Origin of the sequence: Moritella sp. 24 (assembly GCF_018219155.1) — a bacterium.
Lineage (GTDB): Bacteria > Pseudomonadota > Gammaproteobacteria > Enterobacterales > Moritellaceae > Moritella.
The window spans coordinates 3,553,128-3,573,472 of record NZ_CP056123.1 but is presented as its reverse complement, the minus strand read 5'-3'; the positions used below and the strand labels follow the sequence as shown (position 1 = coordinate 3,573,472).

Below are 20,345 nucleotides of genomic sequence, written 5' to 3'. Positions count from 1 at the left end.
ATTAAGTCTGATTTTGTTATTAATAATTGATAATCCAGTGATCGACTAATAATAATAAAAATAACGTCATTAAATGTATGATTGAAAATTTAAATGTTTGAAATGCCATTTTACGTGTGGGCTTGAATTTTAAGCGATAAGCATAATAAATAAAGCTAGCACCTAAGAAAGTAGAACCGGCTAAATAGAGTGAACCGCTAAGTTGGGTCAACCAAGGTAGCCAAGTAACGGGCAGTAATAATAGTGTATACAATAAGATCAACGTTTTTGTGTATTCAGCGCCATGAGTGACTGGCAGCATTGGGATATTTGCTTTAGCGTATTCTTTTTCTTTATGGATCGCGAGCGCCCAAAAATGCGGGGGAGTCCAAATGAAAATGATCATGACTAGGAGTAATGCCTGCCCAGTTATTTCACCTGTCATAGCCGTCCACCCAAGTAGTGGTGGTGTTGCACCTGCAAGTCCGCCGATAGCGATGTTTTGTGGTGTCGCTCGTTTTAAATACATAGTGTAAATGACAGCGTAACCAATTAGGCTGGCGAAGGTTAACCATGCTGTTAATGCATTGACCCAAATGAACAGTGTTGCCATGCCTATTACGGCCATACTTGTTGCAAAGAATAAGGCTTTAGGCGTGCTAATTGTTTGTTGTACCAATGGACGTTGATGCGTTCGTGTCATGATCGCATCAATACGTTGATCAAGAATATGGTTGTACGCCGCTGCAGCCGCTGATAGTAACCCAATACCAACCAAGCCTGGCACTAATAAGCTGAGTGGAGGCAGGCTAGGTAGCGCAAGTACCATCCCAACTAATGCCGTTAATAATAATAAAGCGACAACCTTGGGCTTTGTTAGTTGATAGTAAGCACGCCAGTTTGGTGTAAGCGTTAATATGATTGATTGTGTATTCATAACACCTCTTGCAGTTGCTGTTTGTTTAGGCTGAGTAAAGTGATTAAGGTTAGTAATAGAATTGCCGCGACCAAGTTATGTGCTACCGCAATGCCAAGGGGGAGTTGAAAAAAGACGTTAGCGATACCTAAGCTCACTTGCAGGCACAAAATAATGATGAGTGCTTTGACGGTAAGGCGAATCTTTCTTTCTGGCTGGTATTTTAGTAATAAGCAGGCAATCAAGAGTAAATAAACTAAAGTTACGCCAGCCCAGATGCGGTGAGTGACATGAATATTCATTCTGGCTATCGTATCTCTCACTCCGTATTGGTAAGTTTCTGCCGCTGGACTGAGGCTAAAGACATCACTCAGACTAAAACGACTAAACCAGTCACCGTTACAGATAGGTAGTTCGGTGCAGACAATGGCGGCATAGTTAGAACTCGTCCAACCACCGAGAGCGATTTGAATGATTAATATCGGTAACGCGATACAAGAATAAAAGTGTAGCTTTGCTAATCGCTGCCTATCTATGGGTAATATAACGTTGGTATTGTTTCCGTACATTGATGGCTTAGATTGCGTTGGTAACGTTGGGTCTGATAGGCGCAAGCGGAATAATACTAATAAGCTGAGAATACTAAATCCACCTAGCAAATGTCCCATCACGATAATGGGCTGCAAATTCATTGTGACTGTCCACATACCCAGTGCTGCTTGAAATAGCACGAGAACAGCAAGCAATGCCGCCAGCCGTAATTGTTTTTTTTGTTTACCACTAACGATTAAAATAATGAATATGAAGATACCAAGTAATCCGGCGATATAACGATGGATCATTTCATTCCATGCTTTTTCTATATGTAATGGATTATCGGGATAAGCTTGTTTGGCAGACCGTATGTCATCTTGACTTACGGGAACGGAATTAAAGCCATAGCAGCCAGGCCAATCAGGACAGCCAAGCCCCGCGTCTGTTAAGCGCGTATAAGCTCCAAGCGCAATGACCAGAAAGGCGAGTAATATCGTCAGGTTAAGTAGTTTTGACATAGACAATCCTTGTTATTAGCTTACTTATCCTATTTTCGATATTTTAAGTAAGCGTTTCATATCCTTTAATAAGCCCGCTGATACCTTTAGCGCAGCTGTTTTGTCGACAGGAAATTGATAGTGCATAAACATATTACCCAGAGGATCAACTAAATATAGTGTATTTTCAGATAATTGGTTTTGGTTTGAATCGTGTAATTGTAATTTTTTCAGTGTCGGTATATTGACTTGTTCGATCGCAGTATTCGTTCTATTTGACGAATATGCGTCTGAAAAATGGGTGTTTGGATATTTAGTTAAATAGCGTTGCACACGTTCTCCTTCAGATGCGAGTAACGTGTGTACTTGCTGTATTAACCATAAGCTTTGCTGGCACTGCTTTGAACATTCGTCATCCGGGTTATAGAGTAGTACCCATGCTTTTGGTGATGCCGAAATAGGTATAGGTGGTGATAATAGTTCACCAGTATTGGTTTTTGCTCCTTGATACCAGTCATTAACTAACACGAGTTTCGCCACTAAAATGGGCGCTATAAATAAACCGATGATGATGAATAGTGGTTTCTTCTGCATGATTAATCCTTATCTTGCATGTTCTTATCGTAAGTTCGATATTTCTTTAGCCAAACCCCGCTGCATAACACTAGCGCAAATGCGAGAGTAAACCATTGAATGGCATAAGCAGTGTGTTTGGCTGGTGGCATTACAGTGATATTCCACGTTTTGATAAAGCCGATGTTGGCGTCATGGTCTAGCTGTAATAGCAGTGGCATGAATCGAGAGTGTAGGTATGTTCCTAGTTGTTTTGTATCCGTACGCTGTACAACCAAAGGCTTGTTCGTTATCGAGGATATGTTGTCGCCAAGTAATAATGGTGAGCCTTGCTGAGCACTCAAAGTCCCACTTAGTTGATATCGGCCTGTATATACAGGTATGACAGGGAGAGATAAGCGATCTGCTGAACCCGCTAACCAGCCAAGATTAACTAAAATGGTGTGTTCACCGCTGTGGAAGGGGAGGTATAGGTGATACCCAAACTGCTTTTGGTAAGTCTGGTTATCTAATAGTATCGGTGTGCGATTATCAAAATAACCATCTAATGTTATTTTTTGATGCAAGCTGTCTGCATTTATTTGAGCCAGTGATATGAGTGTCGGTTTATCGATATCTAAGAGGGTTTGTTTTTCTTGGGCTCGAGAGAGTTGCCACAATCCTAAGTTGATACAAACAGCCACAGCAAGCAGGCTAAACAGCACAAAACTGATTAAGCGTTTGGAAAGTCTGTGCCATTGAATAGCGCTAAATAACTTTGGCATATTTAACCTTAGTGGATAATAGCTTAGGGTCGTATTGTAAGGTCCCGTGTCGAACATATAACTAAGGATAGAGTTGTTTTGATAAAGCGGTAGGAAAACAGAAGAAAGTTAAATTTAATTAACGGCTTAGAGATGAATATCCCAGTACAATGTACTGGGATAGAAGTATTGTTATTATTGGTATCGTTAACGGTGGATTAAAATGAGTTTAATCGTGCGTTATTTTACTTGCCAAGCAATAGTTTCGCCTGTTCTGATCGGTACCATTTTAGCATCACCAAAAGGTAGCGTTTCAGGCACTTGCCATGCAGATTTTTCTAACGTGATAGTGTCAGCATTGCGTGGTAAGTTATAAAAATCAGGGCCATTGAAGCTTGCGAATGCTTCTAATTTATCAAGTGCATTTTCTTGCTCAAATACTTCCGCATACAGTTCAATTGCAGCGTGTGATGTATAAGCACCCGCACAACCACAAGCTGATTCTTTTTTATCATCCGCATGAGGTGCTGAATCAGTACCAAGGAAGAACTTGTTGCTACCACTTGTTGCGGCTTTTACGAGTGCAGCTTGGTGGGTATTACGCTTCAAGATTGGTAAGCAATAGTAGTGTGGCTTGATGCCGCCAACGAGCATGTGGTTGCGATTGAATAATAAATGATGCGCTGTGATTGTTGCAGCAATATTGTCACTTGCGTTATTCACAAATTCGACTGCATCTGCTGTCGTGATGTGTTCAAGTACAATTTTTAAGTTTGGAAAATCAGCAACAACAGGTTTTAACACTGTGTCTAAATATACTTTTTCACGATCAAAAATATCGATATCAGCATCTGTTACTTCACCGTGTAATAACAATGGCATACCAGCATCTTGTAATGCTTGTAGTGCAGGGTAAACATTTTTAATTGATGTTACACCCGATGATGAATTTGTCGTTGCGCCAGCTGGATAAAGCTTTGCCGCGTAAACAATACCGGTTGCTTTTGCAGCGCGGATATCTTCAGCAGTTGTTTGATCGGTAAGATAGATAGTCATTAATGGACTAAATGAAGAATCGGCTGGTACGTTAGCTAAGATACGTTGACGATACTCTTGTGCAATCTCAGCATTTGTTACTGGCGGTACAAGGTTAGGCATAATGATAGCACGACCCATGTAACGGCTAATGTCAGCAACAGTATGTTTTAAAACATCACCATCTCGAAGGTGTAAATGCCAGTCGTCTGGGCGGGTGATCGTTAAAGTTTCCATTTGATTTCTCCATCGCTAATTTCCGCAGATTCTAAAGATTAATGTAGGGGAAGTCAAAGACGTAGTCTTAATTGATAAGAAAAGATGAAACCAAGTAAGCCTACTTTTAATATTAGCTTACTTGGCCTCTATTTTATCAATTATTTAATCAAGTTATTTACATGCCGAAGCTAGCAGCCCATTGCATCATTAAACCACTGATATAAGCCCCGTATGTTCCTAATGCGTAACCTAATACAGCAAGTAAGATGCCCACGGGTGCTAATGACGGGTGGAATGCAGCAGCAACAACGGGTGCAGATGCAGCGCCACCAACATTCGCTTGGCTACCGACAGCCAAAAAGAATAAAGGTGCACGGATCATTTTAGCGACAACAATCATTAGAATTGCATGGATTGATAACCAGATAATACCAATGAGGAAGTAACCTGGATTTTCAAAAATAGCGGTAATATCCATATTCATACCTATGGTAGCAACCAAGATATAAATAAAGCCTGAGCCAACTTTAGAAGCACCAGCGTTTTCAAGCTTACGAGACATAGGTAGGCAAGATGCAATCAGTGCAAATGTAGTTACTAATACGATTAACCAAAAGAATCCAGATGTTAGGCTGTATTTTGCTAATTCAGGTGCGTTAATTTGGATCCAAGGGGCAATTTTATCACTGAAATAATGTGCAAGACCGGTTAAACCAAAGCCAACAGCAACAATTGACATGATGTCAGTAGTTGTAATTGGACGTGCATTTTCTGCTTCATATTTTGTAACCGTTTCTTTAAGCTCATCAATTGCAGTGGTATCAGCTTTAAGCCATTTATCCATGCGCTTTTGATTACCAGCCATGATCAATAGAATCGCCATCCAAATATTGGCAGTGATAACATCGACAGTGATCATTGCTGAGAACAAACTATCATCAACAGTGAATACTTCTTTCATTGCAGCTTGATTCGCACCACCGCCAATCCATGAACCAGCAACTGTTGTTAGGCCACGCCATACATCGCCACTTACAATATCAGGGTTTATTTGGTCAATAATAAGGATCGCGATTGGTCCACCAATCATAATACCGAACGTACCTGTTAAGAACATGATAATGGCTTTTGACCCTAGTCCCATGATCTTCTTTAAATCAGCTGAAATAATCAGTAGTACTAACGCTGCAGGTAATAAATAGCGACTCGCCACAAAGTAGAGGCTCGATGAACTTGCATCGATAATACCAAACGTATTAAGTAGGGACGGTAAGAAATAACATAATAGAAGACCTGGAACAAACTTGTAGAATTTCTTCCAGAAAGGATGTTCACTTTTTTCAGTGATGAACACTGCGCCTAAAATCACTGCGAGTAAACCCATTACCACAGCATCGTTGGTAATAAGATTGATTGAGTTTTCCATCTTCTTCCTTGTGAGATTAACGCGGTATGAAACGTTAATATATAGTTAAATTAGTTATCACAAAATATACATTAATCACTGCTTTGTGATCAATTGGAAGAATAAAAGAATGATTAAGGATATGCGGGTAGCGTTATGTTTTATTATGAATGGTGGTATGTATTATATACACCTTTAGTGTATTACGTTTAAATATGACGTTATTTGTATGATATTAATACATGCTTATGCTGTGTTAACTGAACAGAACTTAGATCACAAAATAGATATTTATATACTAAATGGGTACTTGGAGAGGCGCTTGATAAGTGCATATATAGACAAAATAAGTGGTTAATCATGCTGAAGCCCTCATGGCGACATTCATTTTAATATCGCCATGAGGGCTAATTTACAGGTTGAACTGGTTTTTATAGTTAAACAATATAGTTAAACAATATAGTTAAACAATATAGACAAAAATGAACAGGATTATCCACACGACATCAACAAAATGCCAGTACCAAGCAGACGCTTCAAATGCGAAATGTTTACCCGGGGTAAAATGACCATTGATGACACGGAACAACATAACCGTGAGCATGATAACTCCCAATGTTACGTGCATACCATGAAAGCCAGTGAGTAAATAAAAGGTATTGCCATACACACCGGAATCAAACTGTAATGATAATTCTTGGTAAGCATGAATATACTCTTCTGCTTGGAAAAACAAGAAGGTTACACCTAAGGCTACGGTAATCGATAGCCAGAAAACTAACTTTGAACGTTGTTTCGCAATGAGGCTGTGATGTGCAAAATGCAGCGTCACTGAAGACGTAATTAAAATGGCTGTATTGATTAACGGTAGCCCGTACCATGGCATAGCTTGAGTTTCGGTACCATCTGGGGTTGTCGTTAATGGCCATTGCGGAATAAAGTCGGACCAAATTACAGCGTGGGTCATGGCATTATTTCCTTCACCACCTAGCCAGGGAATTGATAAATTACGCAGGTAAAATAATACCCCAAATAATGCGACAAAGAACATGACTTCAGAAAAAATAAACCAAAGCATCCCCATTCTAAATGAACGGTCAAGTTGTTGATTGTATAGTCCATTCATTGATTCTGTAATGACATTTCTAAACCAACTAATGAGCATAAACAGTAAAATACCGATACCAACGAATAAAATGGGAATACCGGTATTAGAACCTTCTTTACCAACCATTTGTACTGTTATTGCCGCACCAATAGCAATGATGAAGAGTGCGATAGCACCGACTAAAGGCCAAATGCTACTGGCTGGCACGTAGTAGTTTTTTGGTGTATTTGTGTATTCATTATTATCTTGCATTATAGAACTCCTAGCGCATAGCTACTTCTGTCGGTTCGTTTTTAAACAGCGTGTAGGCGAGGGTTAATGTTGATATATCAGATGGAATATTCGGATCGATATAAAAGATCAGTGGCATCATGGCTTCTTCATTTGCCATTAGCATTTGCTCTTGAAAACAAAAACACTCCGTTTTTACTAAGTATTGCGCACCATAGCCGGGACTAATGGAAGGTACTGCACGGCCAAAAGTATCTTCATTACTTTGATTCGTCGCAGTAAAACTGACTTGATAACGCTCCCCTGGGTGTAGCTCAATACTCTTTATTTCAGGTTCAAATTTCCAAGGAAGCTGTTTATTTAAGTAAGTTACAAATTCGACCTTCACGATACGAGAGTTATCAATACTTGTCGTTTCAGTTGTCGATGTCCGTGTGTAATCTTTTCCGTTGAGCCCCGTAATATCACAAAAAACATCATATAAAGGGATTAACGCAAAGCCAAAGCCGAACATACCAATGACGCTAAATATCAGTATCCGTAATTGTTTTTTTATTTTAGGTGCTGTCATTATTTCACCTCAGGCGGAGTATCAAAGGTGTGATAGGGTGCTGGAGATGGCACTGTCCATTCTAATCCTTCAGCACCTTCCCATGGTTTCGCTGGGGCTTTTTTACCACCTCGAACGGCCATGATCACAACAGCGACGAAAATTAGTTGGGATAACCCAAACATAAAGCCACCAATACTGACGATTTTATTAATATCGGCAAATTGTAAGGCGTAGTCAGGTATACGGCGTGGCATACCCGCAAGTCCTAAGAAATGCATAGGGAAAAACAGAATATTAACGGAGATTAATGAACACCAAAAATGCCATTTACCGAGAGTTTCATTAAACATGTACCCAGTCCATTTTGGTAACCAATAATAAGCGGCAGCCATAATAGAGAACACTGCACCTGTTACTAGTACATAATGAAAGTGAGCAACAACAAAGTAAGTATCGTGATATTGGAAATCAGCAGGGGTGATCGCTAACATTAACCCCGAAAATCCGCCAATAGTGAACAATACAATAAAGGCAAGTGAAAACAGCATAGGTACTTCAAAGGTGATTGAACCACGCCATAGTGTTGACACCCAGTTAAATATTTTCACCCCTGTTGGCACTGAAATAAGCATGGTGCAATACATAAAGAAGAGTTCAGCAGCCAACGGTAAGCCGACGGTAAACATGTGGTGCGCCCATACGGTAAAACTGAGAATCGCAATGGATGCTGTCGCATATACCATCGAGTGATAACCGAATAATTGTTTACGTGCGAAAGCCGGAATAATGGCTGAGATGATCCCAAATGATGGCAAAATCATGATGTATACTTCTGGGTGACCAAAGAACCAAAATATGTGTTGAAATAACACGGGGTCACCACCACCTGCCGCGTCAAAGAAACTGGTACCAAAGTACTTATCGGTGAGAATCATCGTTACTGCGCCTGCCAGTACTGGCATAACGGCAATTAATAAAAATGCAGTAATCAACCAAGTCCAAACAAACATTGGCATTTTCATTAATGTCATGCCTGGTGCTCGCATATTTAAGATGGTCACAATGACATTAATCGCCCCCATAATTGAGCTGATACCCATTAAATGAACTGAGAATACAAACATGGCAGTACTGTCAGGGCTGTATTGAGTTGAAAGCGGCGGGTAAAAAGTCCAACCAAAGTTAGGACCACCGCCTTCGGTAAATAATGACAGCAGTAATAATGAGAATGCAAAAGGTAAGATCCAAAAACTCCAGTTGTTCATTCGTGGTAATGCCATATCTGGCGCACCAATCATGAGTGGCAGCATCCAGTTAGCAAGCCCCACAAAAGCGGGCATAACAGCCCCAAAGACCATAATTAATCCGTGCGAGGTGGTCATCTGGTTGAAAAAATTGGGTTCGATTAATTGTAAGCCTGGTTGGAATAGCTCAGCACGGATAATCATCGCCATTGCACCACCGACGAAAAACATTGTCAGGCTAAACCAGAGGTATAATGTACCAATGTCTTTATGGTTGGTGGAAAATAACCAGCGTTTATATCCATGTGGCGCGCTGTGATGATCTGTGTGTATTTGTGTTGCTGGTGCATCGATGATGGTTTGATCAGCATTATCTTTTAATTGTATCTCACTCATTTGACTGTCCCTTGAATTACCGGTTAGTTACTACCAGTTAATGCCGCATCTATTTGTGAAGGTTGTACAATATCACCAGTATTATTGCCCCAAGCATTACGTTCATAGGTGATAACTGCTGCGAGTTCTTTCTTACTTAACTGTTTTGCGAATGATGCCATTGCAGTGCCTGAAACACCGTCAAGCACAACACTGATATGTTTATTAACATCACCTAGTGCAACTGGACTGTTTTGTAATGCAGGGAATGCACCTGTAATACCTTGGCCTCCAGTTTGGTGGCAGGCGGCACAAGCTTGGTTATACACTTCTTCACCTAGGGTCATCATGGTTGGCATATCCATGGTTTTGGTTAGACTCTGTTGTTCAGCTTGTAACGCTTGCTTTGCATCCACTTTGGCTTGAGCTAGCCAGTCATCGAATGCTTCTGGTTCAAGTGCTGTCACGACAACTGGCATGAAACCATGATCTTTACCGCAGAGTTCAGCACATTGGCCTCGGTAGGTGCCTGGTGTATCAATCTTGGTCCATGCTTCGTTAATAAAGCCGGGATTTGCATCTTTCTTCACCGCAAATGCAGGTACCCACCATGAATGAATCACGTCGTCAGCAGTCATGAGAAAGCGGATTTTTTTACCGGTAGGTAAGACAAGGGGCTTATCAACCTCTTTCAGATAGTGAGGCTGTTTTTCAACTTCATTATTAATTTCGGCTTGGCTGGTGGTTAGACGACTGTAAAATTCAAGGTCATGGTCAAAGTAACGATAATGCCACTTCCATTGAGAGCCTGTTATTTGAATGGTGATATCAGCCTCTTTTGTATCTTCCATCAGAATCAGCGCTTGAGTGGAGGGGATTGCCATGACAATTAAAATGACAATTGGTATCGCAGTCCAAATTATTTCTACCGTGGTACTTTCATGAAATGAGGCGGCAACCGCACCTTTAGATTTTCGATGTTTATATAAAGACCAAAACATAATGCCAAAAACGATTAAGGCAATGACAATACAAATATACAATATCGTCATGTGTAGACTGTATACGGTATTACTTATGCCTGTTACGCCTTCAGTCATATTGAAATTTGACTGTTGAGCAAATAGTGGTGTTGAAATTATCCCTAGTAAAAAGGTATTTATTTTTATTATAAGTTTAAATAAGCGCACATAACCTCCCTCAAAATTATCCATAATGTTTCGAAAAACATAGATTTGATAATGAGTGAATTGAGTTCTATCCCTGCTACTGCCTTAAGCATCTAACAATTCACTGTTATTTGCCGAAGTATAGTTACGGAAATGTTAAATGTGCTACTTTGTTCTTCAGATACTTATGTTTTTAGTTGCCACTATGCGTCAAAGGTCACGACTTTAAATGACTGTTTCAGCGTTGTAATTTTTTCTTGCAGCTGAGCTATGTGGTTTGCAACGGAACTTGATAGTGCTTGTGTGTCTTGATTGGTCACACTTCCTAATCGCATTACTTTCAATTTTATGATTTGAGTATCGGTCATTAGGTTATCAATATGCTGGATCATTTCTGGATTTGGGTATTTATCTTTGAGTAGTTCTAGCTGTTTTGAAAAATCTGAAAAAGTGCGTTCAATTTCGATAAGGGTCATGGCAACTCCGATATAGCGATTAGTTTGCAATTCAAAGGAACGTGATGTGGTTAACTTAAAATTGATTATAGTGTAAATGCTGACTTTTAACGCTGAGATCTAAATTCAGGAAATATTTATCATTCATTTTTGCTGCTATTCATACTGGAATTTAAGTCAATGCAGGCGTGTTTGTTTGTGCAGATGTTGATAAGCGTTATAAAAGTGATGGTGAGTAATTAACCAACCCCAAGATTGAAAACTGTAAATTTCCTGTTTTTCATCTTATTTAGCTATAAAAATCATTTTTGATCTTGAATTTTAACTTTTCATCCATACATTATAAGCAAATAAAAATATTAAAGTGCTATTTAGAGTGGCAATGCTCGATTTTTTTCTTGCTGCTAGCTATAATATCGCGTCTTAAATTTCCAGTTGGAAATGTTAATAAATTCATTAGAGGTATCTAAATGCAAGTTTCTGTAGAAACGACTCAAGGCCTAGAGCGCCGCTTAACTATCACAGTTCCAGCTGAAACAGTTAGCAAAGAAATCGACAAGCGTTTACGCGGTTTAGCAAAAACTCAACGTATCGACGGTTTCCGTCCAGGTAAAGTTCCAGCTAAAGTAATCAAAAAACGTTTTGGCGCTGCTGTAGCTGAAGAAGTTGCTGGTGAAATCATGCAACGTAACTTCTACGAAGCAATCGTAGCTGAAAAATTAAACCTTGCTGGTGCTCCAACTCTTGAACCTGCTGCTGTTAAAGAAGGCGAAGACTTCTCTTTCACTGCAACTCTTGAAGTTTACCCAGAGTTCGAAGTTGCTGGTATCGAAGCAATCGAAATCGAAAAATCAGTATCTTCAGTAACTGACGCTGATGTTGATGGCATGATCGAAACACTACGTAAGCAACACGCTGAGTGGGTTGTTGCTGATCGCGCAGCTGAAGCTAACGACCAAGTTAAAATGAACTTCAACGGTAGCATCGACGGTGAAGAATTCGAAGGCGGCAAAGCTGAAGATTTCACACTAGCTATGGGCCAAGGTCGTATGATCCCTGGTTTCGAAGAAGGCATCGTAGGTAAATCTGCAGGCGAAGAGTTCACTGTTGAAGTAACTTTCCCTGAAGAATACCATGCAGAAAACCTAAAAGGTAAAACTGCAAGTTTCGCTATCACGCTTAACGCTGTTGAAACACAAGAACTTCCAGAAATTAACGCTGAATTCGTAGGTAAATTCGGTGTTGAAGACGGTACTCTTGAGTCTCTAAAAACTGAAATCAGCAAAAACATGAGCCGTGAACTTGAGCAAGCTATCAAAGCTGACACAAAAACTAAAGTGCTTGACGCATTAGTTTCATCAAATGATATCGACGTTCCTGCTGCACTAGTTAAGCAAGAAATCGTTACATTACGTGAGCAAGCTATGCAACGTTTCGGTCAAATGGCGCCACAAAACGCTCCAGAACTACCTGATGAACTATTCACAGAGCAAGCTAGCCGTCGTGTTAAAATCGGTCTAGTTCTTGGTGAATTCATCAAAGTAAACGAAATCACAGCAGATGACGCACGTGTTCAAGACATGATCGCATCTATGGCTTCTGCATACGAAGATCCAGCTGAAGTTATCGCACACTACAAAGACAACGAACAAGCACTAGAAAACGTTCGTAACGTAGCTGTTGAAGACCAAGCTATTGATTTAGTATTAGAAAAAGCAAACGTTACAGAAAAAGAAGTAGCGTTTGAAGAACTAATGAATAAAGCGACTCAAAACGCATAATTGTTGATTAGATTAAACAAAATACGTAATTAAGCGCTATAATGGCTCGAGTGGGGGTATTTCACTTGGGCCATTTTTATTTAGGGATGATAATATGTCACAATTCTTTAATGATATCACAGAGTCTCCGTCAAACGCGTTAGTACCTATGGTTGTTGAACAGACAGCTAAAGGTGAGCGTTCTTACGACATCTATTCTCGACTTTTAAAAGATCGTGTAATCTTCTTGACTGGTCAGGTCGAAGATCACATGGCAAATCTTGTTGTTGCACAGTTACTTTTCTTAGAATCAGAAAATCCTGATAAAGATATTTTTCTTTATATCAATTCACCAGGTGGTTCTGTTAGTGCTGGCATGTCAATTTATGACACGATGCAATTTATCAAGCCAAACGTGTCTACAATTTGTATGGGCATGGCTGCAAGCATGGGTGCATTCCTACTTGCTGGTGGCGAAAAAGGTAAGCGTCACGCATTGCCGAATGCTAAAATCATGATCCACCAACCTTTAGGTGGTTATCAAGGTCAAGCATCTGATATTGAAATTCACGCGAATGAAATACTTAAAACTAAGCGTAAATTAAATGAGATATTAGCTGCGCATACTGGTCAAGAATATGACCGTCTTGCTGCAGATACAGATCGTGATAATTATATGACGTCAGCTGAAGCGATGGATTACGGTCTTATCGATACAGTAATAACAAAACGTGATTAAGTAATTTTTGACAGGTCGAATGTCCTTTAGCCATAATTAAGATTAGGCATAGGGCTTCCACCTGTAATGTGAGGTTATCGAATGACAGAAACAAAAAATGGGGATAACGGTAAGTTACTTTATTGTTCTTTTTGTGGCAAAAGCCAACACGAAGTACGTAAGTTAATTGCCGGCCCATCTGTCTACATTTGTGATGAATGTGTTGATCTTTGTAACGATATTATTCGTGAAGAGATTAAAGAAATTGCACCTAAACGTGAAGGTGATGAACTACCGACACCGCATCAGATTCGTGGCAAGCTAGACGATTACGTCATTGGCCAAGATCATGCTAAGAAAGTGTTAGCAGTTGCGGTATACAATCACTATAAGCGTTTACGCAATGGCGATACATCAAATGGTGTAGAACTAGGTAAGAGTAATATCTTGTTAATTGGTCCAACTGGTAGTGGTAAGACATTATTAGCTGAAACATTAGCACGTATTCTTGATGTACCTTTTACTATGGCTGATGCAACAACATTAACTGAAGCTGGTTATGTTGGTGAAGATGTTGAAAATATTATTCAGAAATTACTGCAGAAATGCGATTATGACGTAGAAAAAGCCCAACGTGGTATCGTCTATATCGATGAAATTGATAAAATTTCACGTAAATCTGATAATCCATCTATTACTCGAGATGTATCGGGTGAAGGTGTTCAACAAGCATTACTGAAATTGATTGAGGGCACTGTTGCTTCTGTTCCGCCACAAGGTGGTCGTAAGCATCCTCAACAAGAGTTTTTACAAGTAGACACATCTAAGATCTTATTTATCTGTGGTGGTGCATTTGCTGGTTTAGACAAAGTAATTGAAATGCGTAGTAATACTGGTAGTGGTATTGGCTTTACAGCTGAAGTGAAAGGTGAAGCTGAGAAAGCAACTTTATCTCAAATCTTCGCTAAAGTTGAACCGCAAGATTTGGTTAAATTCGGTCTTATCCCTGAGTTTATCGGTCGTCTACCAGTGACAGCGACATTAACAGAACTTGATGAAGCTGCACTAATTCAGATCTTAACTGAACCGAAAAATGCACTGACTAAACAGTATTCAGCATTATTCGATTTAGAAGGTGTTGAGCTAGAGTTCCGTGAAGATGCATTAATTGCAATTGCGAAAAAAGCGATGTCTCGAAATACCGGTGCACGTGGTTTACGCTCAATTGTAGAAGCTGTTTTACTGGATACTATGTATGATCTTCCTTCAGTTGAAGATATTAGCAAAGTTGTGATTGATGAGTCTGTAATTAAAGAAGAGTCAGCCCCAATTTTGATTTATGAAAATACTGAGAATCAGGCGGTATCAGCAGACTAGTGTTATATTTTTAAACACTTACTGTTAAAAGGGGGCGTAATGCCCCTTTTTTTATATTATTTTTCATATTTTAAGCCCCTAGCATTGATTGTTGAGTAATAACCCCTATATATTCAATATTAGCCCTTAGTCCAGTTTTATAAGTGAGGACAAGATGAGTTTTGAGCGTACGGAACGCGTAGATATACCTGTATTGCCATTGCGTGATGTTGTGGTTTATCCCCACATGGTAATTCCTTTGTTTATTGGCCGAGAAAAGTCAATTCGTTGTCTTGAAGCCGCAATGGATACAGATAAACAAATATTTTTAGTTGCACAAAAAGATGCAGCTCAAGATGATCCCCAAGTTGATGATCTGAATAACGTGGGTACAGTCGCTAATATTTTACAAATGTTGAAATTGCCTGATGGTACGGTCAAAGTATTGGTCGAAGGCACACAACGAGCTAAATTAAATAGCTTGAGTGATGGTGACGACTACTTCCAAGCCGAGATTGAATATATTATCTCTGAGTCAGTATCTGATGAAGAAGAAGATGTACTTATTCGATCTGCAATCGGTCAGTTTGAAGGTTATATAAAACTAAACAAGAAGATCCCAGCTGAAGTACTAACATCAGTAACGGCGATCGACGAAGCTGCGCGTCTTGCAGATACAATGGCCGCACATATGCCATTGAAATTAGAAGACAAGCAAGTGGTATTAGAGCTAAGTAACGTTGCAGAACGTCTTGAGTTCCTAATGGCACAAATGGAATCTGAAATTGACCTATTACACGTAGAGAAGAAAATTCGTACACGTGTTAAAAAGCAGATGGAAAAAAGCCAGCGCGAATACTATTTGAATGAGCAAATGAAAGCGATTCAAAAAGAGCTTGGTGAGTCTGAAGATGGTGTTGATGAATTTGAACAATTGGCTGAAAAAATTGAGCAAGCACAGATGCCTGCTGAACCAAAAGCCAAAACCATTGCAGAGCTTAATAAATTAAAAATGATGTCACCTATGTCTGCAGAAGCAACTGTAGTGCGTAGTTATATCGATTGGATGATTTCAGTTCCTTGGAAGAAACGTTCGAAAGTTAAAAAAGACATTGGTAAAGCGCTAGAAATACTTGATTCAGACCATTATGGCCTAGATAAAGTAAAAGAACGTATTTTAGAATACCTAGCAGTGCAAAGCCGCGTAAATAAACTTAAAGGTCCAATTCTTTGTCTTGTCGGTCCTCCAGGTGTTGGTAAAACGTCTTTAGGTCAATCGATTGCGAAAGCAACAGGACGTAAGTATGTACGTATGGCACTCGGTGGCGTACGTGATGAAGCGGAAATCCGTGGACATCGTCGTACTTATATTGGTTCTATGCCGGGTAAACTAATCCAAAAAATGGCGAAAGTTGAAGTACGTAATCCGTTATTCTTATTAGATGAAATTGATAAGATGGCATCGGATATGCGTGGTGATCCTGCATCGGCATTACTGGAAGTATTAGACCCAGAGCAAAACACATCGTTTAACGATCATTACCTTGAAGTTGATTACGATCTGTCTGATGTAATGTTTGTTGCGACGTCGAACTCAATGAATATTCCTGGTCCATTACTTGACCGTATGGAAGTGATTCGTCTGTCGGGTTATACCGAAGATGAAAAGCTGAATATTGCTAAACAGCATTTACTGGATAAGCAAGTTGAGCGTAATGGTTTAAAACCAAAAGAAATTAGCATTGAAGATAGTGCATTAATGGGCATTATCCGTTATTACACTCGCGAAGCGGGCGTACGTTCACTTGAGCGTGAAATTTCTAAATTATGTCGTAAAGCTGTGAAGCAAATATTGCTGAACAAATCACTTAAATCAGTGACGATTACACAAGATAACTTATCTGAATATTTAGGCGTACAACGCTTTGATTTTGGTAAGACTGAAAGTGAAAGTCGTGTTGGTCAAGTGACGGGTCTTGCGTGGACAGAAGTGGGTGGTGATCTACTGACTATCGAAACAACATCTGTTCCAGGTAAAGGCAAGCTTAACTACACTGGTTCACTTGGTGAAGTGATGCAAGAGTCTATTCAAGCTGCGATGACGGTTGTTCGTTCTCGTGCTGAAAAACTTCGCATCAATAACGACTTCTACGAAAAACGTGATATCCATGTGCATGTACCAGAAGGCGCAACGCCAAAAGATGGTCCAAGTGCGGGTATTGCTATGTGTACAGCACTTGTATCTAGTTTAACGGGTAACCCTGTTCGTGCGAATGTTGCGATGACAGGTGAGATCACGTTAAGAGGTGAAGTATTACCAATCGGTGGCCTGAAAGAGAAATTACTTGCAGCGCATCGTGGTGGTATTAAACGTGTGTTGATACCAAAAGAAAATGAACGTGATTTAGAAGAGATCCCAGCAAATGTAATTGGCGATCTTGAGATTCATCCTGTTCGTTGGATTGATGAAGTGCTAGAGCTTGCTTTAGAGCATAGCCCTGCTGGTTTTGAAGTTGTGTCAAAATAGTTTTATTGCTTTAGGTTAGAGTGCTGTCGATACTTGAATAGTCACTCTAACCTTGTTATAAACGCTGTTAAAGTTAGTTATATTGATGTTCAACTATTACATATAAATGATTATAATTAGGGGAAGAAAGTGAATAAAGCTCAACTGATAGATTGTGTTGCCGCTAAAGCTGATATTTCTAAAGCTGCTGCTGGCCGTGCTATTGATGCAATGATCGAATCTGTAACAGAAACTCTCGAAAAAGAAGAGTCTGTTACATTAGTGGGATTTGGTACTTTTAGTGTTCGCGATCGTGCGGCACGTATTGGTCGTAACCCACAAACAGGCGCAGAAATTCAAATAGCAGCATCTAAACTTCCAGGATTTAAAGCTGGTAAGTTATTAAAAGACGCATTGAAGTCTTAAGCTATTGATTTAATTTTGAGTAAAGGCGCACCACGAGGTGCGTTTTTATTGTTATTTACTGTATTGCAGTTTAGAGAATACAATTATGTTAGAGAAGTTCCGCGAAGGTTCACAAGGACCTGGCGCTAAGATTATTTTAGGCGCAGTGATCGTTACGTTTGCCCTTGCTGGTGTAAGTAGTTATTTAGGTAGTGGTAGCGCTCAGTCAGCTGCAACAGTGAATGGCGTTGATATTTCAAAGCAAGCGCTAGAGAATCAAGTTAGAAACGACCGTTCTCGTTTAGAGTCTCAACAAGGCGAATCATTTGCTGCTCGTTGGGAACAACCAGAATTTCAGAATCAAATTCGTCAGCAGTCACTCGATACCTTAGTAGCACAAAACCTACTACAACAAATGACAGATGATTTGTCATTGCGTATTGGTGATGAGAAGATCCGTAGTTATATTTTCTCTATGGAACAATTTCAAACTGACGGCGTTTTTAATGAAGAACGTTACATCAGTTTATTACGCCAAAACGGTATGACACCAGCGCAGTTCGTTGAACGCCTACGTACTGATTTTGCACAACAACAATTAACTGACGCATTAGTAAGCTCTGAATTTAGCTTACCAAGTGAAGTTAAACTTTTAGCGGCACTACAGAATCAACAACGTCAGCTAAGCCAGCTTATTGTACCAGTAAATAAATTTGCTAATGATATTGCTATTACTGATGCAGAAGTTAGCCGTTATTATGAAGACAGCAAAGCATTCTTCCAAACGCCTCAACAAGCGTCAGTTGATTATATCTTAGTTGATATGAAAGACATCAGTACTGGTATTGAATTAGCTGCTGATGCCGCTGAAAATTACTATAACGAGCATCAATCATCTTATGCACAAGAAGATAAGCGTAAAGTTGCGCATATCCTTGTTGCATTCAATGACGATGAAGCAACTGCAGAGAAAAAAGCGCAAGCATTGCTGACTAAAATTCAGTTAGGTGCAGATTTTGCTGAGCTAGCTAAAACATCATCAGACGACACGTTCAGTGGCGAAAATGGTGGTGAGCTAGATTGGTTAGAAAAAGATATTATGGATCCTGTGTTTGAAGCTGCTGCATTTGCCTTAGTGAATGACGGTGACGTAACATCTGAACTTGTTCGTAGTGACTTTGGTTTCCATATCATTAAGCTATTAGCGGTTGAACCAGGTAAAGTGAAAGCATTTGCTGATGTTAAAACAGCGATTGAAACGCGTCTTAAGAATGAACAAGCCGTATCTCATTTTGATGAGTTAGCAGAGCAGTTAGCTGAGCAAGCATTTGAAGTGCCTGATTCACTGGATGTTGCATCTGAAGAGACAGGTTTAGCGATTGTATCTACAGAGCTATTCTCTGCGGACGCAATTCCTGCACCATTAAATGATCCGAAAATCGTATCGACATTATTTGACCAAGATTTTATTGCTGAAGGCCTAAACTCTGAAATCATTAATCTGTCTGATGAGCAAAGTATTGTTGTTCGTATTAACGAATATAAAGCGCAATCAACGAAGCCATTAACGGATGTTAATGACGAAATCATTGAACGCTTAACAGCAACAAAAGCAGAGCAAAAAGCATTAAGCTTTATGACGAATGTATCAGCTAAAATCAATGCAGGTGAAAATATTGATGCAGAACTGGCAACAGTTGATGCAAGTTTCACTGCACCAGAATGGCTGAGTCGTTTTGATTACACAAAAGCAGACTTTAAAGTATTGAGCAAATTATTCTCAATGCCAAAACCAGCTGCAGAACAAGCGACAGTAGCAACTGAAACGTCGTTAAGCGGTGATGTAACATTACTTAAATTCTCATCTGTACGTGATGCTGAAATGAATGCTGAAGAAGCAACTCGTTTAGGCGATACGTTGAAGAATATTAATGCGCAAGCTGACTATGAAATGCTAATACAAACACTGATTAAAGCAGCTGATGTATCTTACCCTGTTGCAGAGTAAGTATGAGGGCTGCTGATACCTTAAGGTAATCAGTCTCTGTATAGTTTAAGAAATCCCGATATGATTTGATATTGTATCGGGACTTTTTTATGTCTGTCGCATTAATAAATGATTGTCTATCTATTAATATTCATAGATTGTTATAATGAGGAATTATTAACTATAATAATAAGTTATGGCTAAATATATTATTACATTTATTACTCTCACGTTTTTGTTACTCGCTGGTGCTTGGTTCTACTTTCCGAAGGACAACCCGCTTCTGGGTCAATGGTTTTCGACAGATACGATTTATGGCGAGCCTGAATTATTGAACTTTACAGAGTTTGGACTGTTTAAAGATGGCAGTCATGTACCTGCAGATTTTTTGGTAGGGCGTACGAAGGTGACTGTGACAACGAATATCGCTAGTACTGAATATTTCATTGTGAGTGAAAACATGATTAAACAGCGAGTGCCACGTCAAACATGGCGTTTTTTCTTACGTGCAGATGCATTTGAAGAAATGAAGCAAGCGTTGAAAAAAAGTGAGATAAGCCGCTACAATCAAGAATAA

Annotated in this window: 18 protein-coding genes; 7 read left to right on the top strand and 11 right to left on the bottom strand. The window is 39.6% G+C overall.

Translation table 11 applies throughout. The annotated features are described in order from the left end of the window. Positions 1-19: 19 nt before the first annotated feature. From cyoE to HWV00_RS15865, 11 genes are all read right to left on the bottom strand, one after another. Positions 20-916 (bottom strand): heme o synthase, encoded by an 897-nt coding sequence (cyoE, locus tag HWV00_RS15915; protein WP_211682852.1) that lies wholly within the window; start codon positions 914-916, stop codon positions 20-22. Then, positions 913-1,947, bottom strand: coding sequence for a heme A synthase (locus tag HWV00_RS15910; protein WP_211682850.1), 1,035 nt, complete (start codon positions 1,945-1,947; stop codon positions 913-915). The genes cyoE and HWV00_RS15910 overlap by 4 nt, the downstream gene beginning before the upstream one ends. Positions 1,948-1,971: 24 nt before the next feature. Further along, complete coding sequence (locus HWV00_RS15905; RefSeq protein WP_211682849.1) at positions 1,972-2,520, bottom strand: hypothetical protein; 549 nt, start codon at positions 2,518-2,520, stop codon at positions 1,972-1,974. A gap of 2 nt (positions 2,521-2,522) precedes the next feature. Then, positions 2,523-3,263: an SURF1 family protein gene (locus HWV00_RS15900; RefSeq protein ID WP_211682847.1), complete on the bottom strand. Its 741-nt coding sequence runs from the start codon at positions 3,261-3,263 to the stop codon at positions 2,523-2,525. Between the two features lie 219 nt (positions 3,264-3,482). Continuing rightward, a complete protein-coding gene (gene pyrC / locus HWV00_RS15895; protein WP_211682845.1) occupies positions 3,483-4,514 on the bottom strand; it encodes a dihydroorotase in 1,032 nt (343 codons plus the stop codon). 157 nt (positions 4,515-4,671) lie between these two features. After that, positions 4,672-5,922, bottom strand: a complete 1,251-nt coding sequence (locus tag HWV00_RS15890; protein ID WP_211682843.1) for a DUF819 domain-containing protein — start codon at positions 5,920-5,922, stop codon at positions 4,672-4,674. A gap of 442 nt (positions 5,923-6,364) precedes the next feature. Continuing rightward, the gene (locus tag HWV00_RS15885) at positions 6,365-7,261 is read right to left on the bottom strand and encodes a cytochrome c oxidase subunit 3 (RefSeq protein ID WP_211682841.1); all 897 of its coding nucleotides are present in this window, start codon (positions 7,259-7,261) and stop codon (positions 6,365-6,367) included. 10 nt (positions 7,262-7,271) lie between these two features. Further along, positions 7,272-7,811, bottom strand: coding sequence for a cytochrome c oxidase assembly protein (locus HWV00_RS15880; protein ID WP_211682839.1), 540 nt, complete (start codon positions 7,809-7,811; stop codon positions 7,272-7,274). Beyond that, entirely contained in the window at positions 7,811-9,433 is a 1,623-nt protein-coding gene (ctaD, locus tag HWV00_RS15875) for a cytochrome c oxidase subunit I (RefSeq protein ID WP_255554661.1), read from the bottom strand. Before ctaD ends, HWV00_RS15880 begins: the two co-directional genes overlap by 1 nt. A 23-nt stretch (positions 9,434-9,456) precedes the next feature. Beyond that, positions 9,457-10,626, bottom strand: coding sequence for a cytochrome c oxidase subunit II (gene coxB, locus HWV00_RS15870; RefSeq protein WP_211682837.1), 1,170 nt, complete (start codon positions 10,624-10,626; stop codon positions 9,457-9,459). 158 nt (positions 10,627-10,784) lie between these two features. Beyond that, positions 10,785-11,057, bottom strand: a complete 273-nt coding sequence (locus tag HWV00_RS15865; RefSeq protein WP_211682835.1) for a hypothetical protein — start codon at positions 11,055-11,057, stop codon at positions 10,785-10,787. A gap of 449 nt (positions 11,058-11,506) precedes the next feature. Here HWV00_RS15865 and tig point away from each other — a divergent pair, with 449 nt between their 5' ends. The 7 genes from tig (at position 11,507) to HWV00_RS15830 (ending at position 20,345) form a co-directional block, all read left to right on the top strand. After that, complete coding sequence (gene tig / locus HWV00_RS15860; protein WP_211682833.1) at positions 11,507-12,817, top strand: trigger factor; 1,311 nt, start codon at positions 11,507-11,509, stop codon at positions 12,815-12,817. 94 nt (positions 12,818-12,911) lie between these two features. Further along, on the top strand, positions 12,912-13,535 hold the full coding sequence (gene clpP / locus HWV00_RS15855) for an ATP-dependent Clp endopeptidase proteolytic subunit ClpP (RefSeq protein ID WP_211682831.1): 624 nt from the start codon (positions 12,912-12,914) through the stop codon (positions 13,533-13,535). 81 nt (positions 13,536-13,616) lie between these two features. After that, on the top strand, positions 13,617-14,891 hold the full coding sequence (clpX, locus tag HWV00_RS15850; RefSeq protein ID WP_211682829.1) for an ATP-dependent protease ATP-binding subunit ClpX: 1,275 nt from the start codon (positions 13,617-13,619) through the stop codon (positions 14,889-14,891). A gap of 154 nt (positions 14,892-15,045) precedes the next feature. Continuing rightward, entirely contained in the window at positions 15,046-17,397 is a 2,352-nt protein-coding gene (gene lon / locus HWV00_RS15845) for an endopeptidase La (protein ID WP_211682827.1), read from the top strand. Positions 17,398-17,526: 129 nt separating this feature from the next. Beyond that, positions 17,527-17,802 carry an HU family DNA-binding protein gene (locus tag HWV00_RS15840; RefSeq protein ID WP_211682825.1) on the top strand — a complete coding sequence of 92 codons (276 nt, stop codon included), beginning with the start codon at positions 17,527-17,529 and terminating at the stop codon, positions 17,800-17,802. 85 nt (positions 17,803-17,887) lie between these two features. Beyond that, a complete protein-coding gene (locus HWV00_RS15835) occupies positions 17,888-19,789 on the top strand; it encodes a SurA N-terminal domain-containing protein (RefSeq protein ID WP_211682823.1) in 1,902 nt (633 codons plus the stop codon). Between the two features lie 175 nt (positions 19,790-19,964). Beyond that, on the top strand, positions 19,965-20,345 hold the full coding sequence (locus HWV00_RS15830; RefSeq protein WP_211682821.1) for a hypothetical protein: 381 nt from the start codon (positions 19,965-19,967) through the stop codon (positions 20,343-20,345).

Bases quoted from the DNA above. Each gene is read 5' to 3' on its own strand.
- HWV00_RS15910 (WP_211682850.1), bottom strand. From the start codon at position 1,947: ATGTCAAAACTACTTAACCTGACGATATTACTCGCCTTTCTGGTCATT.
- ctaD (WP_255554661.1), bottom strand. From the start codon at position 9,433: ATGAGTGAGATACAATTAAAAGATAATGCTGATCAAACCATCATCGAT.
- HWV00_RS15905 (WP_211682849.1), bottom strand. From the start codon at position 2,520: ATGCAGAAGAAACCACTATTCATCATCATCGGTTTATTTATAGCGCCC.
- HWV00_RS15890 (WP_211682843.1), bottom strand. From the start codon at position 5,922: ATGGAAAACTCAATCAATCTTATTACCAACGATGCTGTGGTAATGGGT.
- lon (WP_211682827.1), top strand. From the start codon at position 15,046: ATGAGTTTTGAGCGTACGGAACGCGTAGATATACCTGTATTGCCATTG.
- HWV00_RS15865 (WP_211682835.1), bottom strand. From the start codon at position 11,057: ATGACCCTTATCGAAATTGAACGCACTTTTTCAGATTTTTCAAAACAG.
- clpP (WP_211682831.1), top strand. From the start codon at position 12,912: ATGTCACAATTCTTTAATGATATCACAGAGTCTCCGTCAAACGCGTTA.
- pyrC (WP_211682845.1), bottom strand. From the start codon at position 4,514: ATGGAAACTTTAACGATCACCCGCCCAGACGACTGGCATTTACACCTT.
- coxB (WP_211682837.1), bottom strand. From the start codon at position 10,626: ATGGATAATTTTGAGGGAGGTTATGTGCGCTTATTTAAACTTATAATA.
- tig (WP_211682833.1), top strand. From the start codon at position 11,507: ATGCAAGTTTCTGTAGAAACGACTCAAGGCCTAGAGCGCCGCTTAACT.
- HWV00_RS15900 (WP_211682847.1), bottom strand. From the start codon at position 3,263: ATGCCAAAGTTATTTAGCGCTATTCAATGGCACAGACTTTCCAAACGC.
- HWV00_RS15835 (WP_211682823.1), top strand. From the start codon at position 17,888: ATGTTAGAGAAGTTCCGCGAAGGTTCACAAGGACCTGGCGCTAAGATT.
- cyoE (WP_211682852.1), bottom strand. From the start codon at position 916: ATGAATACACAATCAATCATATTAACGCTTACACCAAACTGGCGTGCT.
- HWV00_RS15880 (WP_211682839.1), bottom strand. From the start codon at position 7,811: ATGACAGCACCTAAAATAAAAAAACAATTACGGATACTGATATTTAGC.
- HWV00_RS15885 (WP_211682841.1), bottom strand. From the start codon at position 7,261: ATGCAAGATAATAATGAATACACAAATACACCAAAAAACTACTACGTG.
- clpX (WP_211682829.1), top strand. From the start codon at position 13,617: ATGACAGAAACAAAAAATGGGGATAACGGTAAGTTACTTTATTGTTCT.
- HWV00_RS15830 (WP_211682821.1), top strand. From the start codon at position 19,965: ATGGCTAAATATATTATTACATTTATTACTCTCACGTTTTTGTTACTC.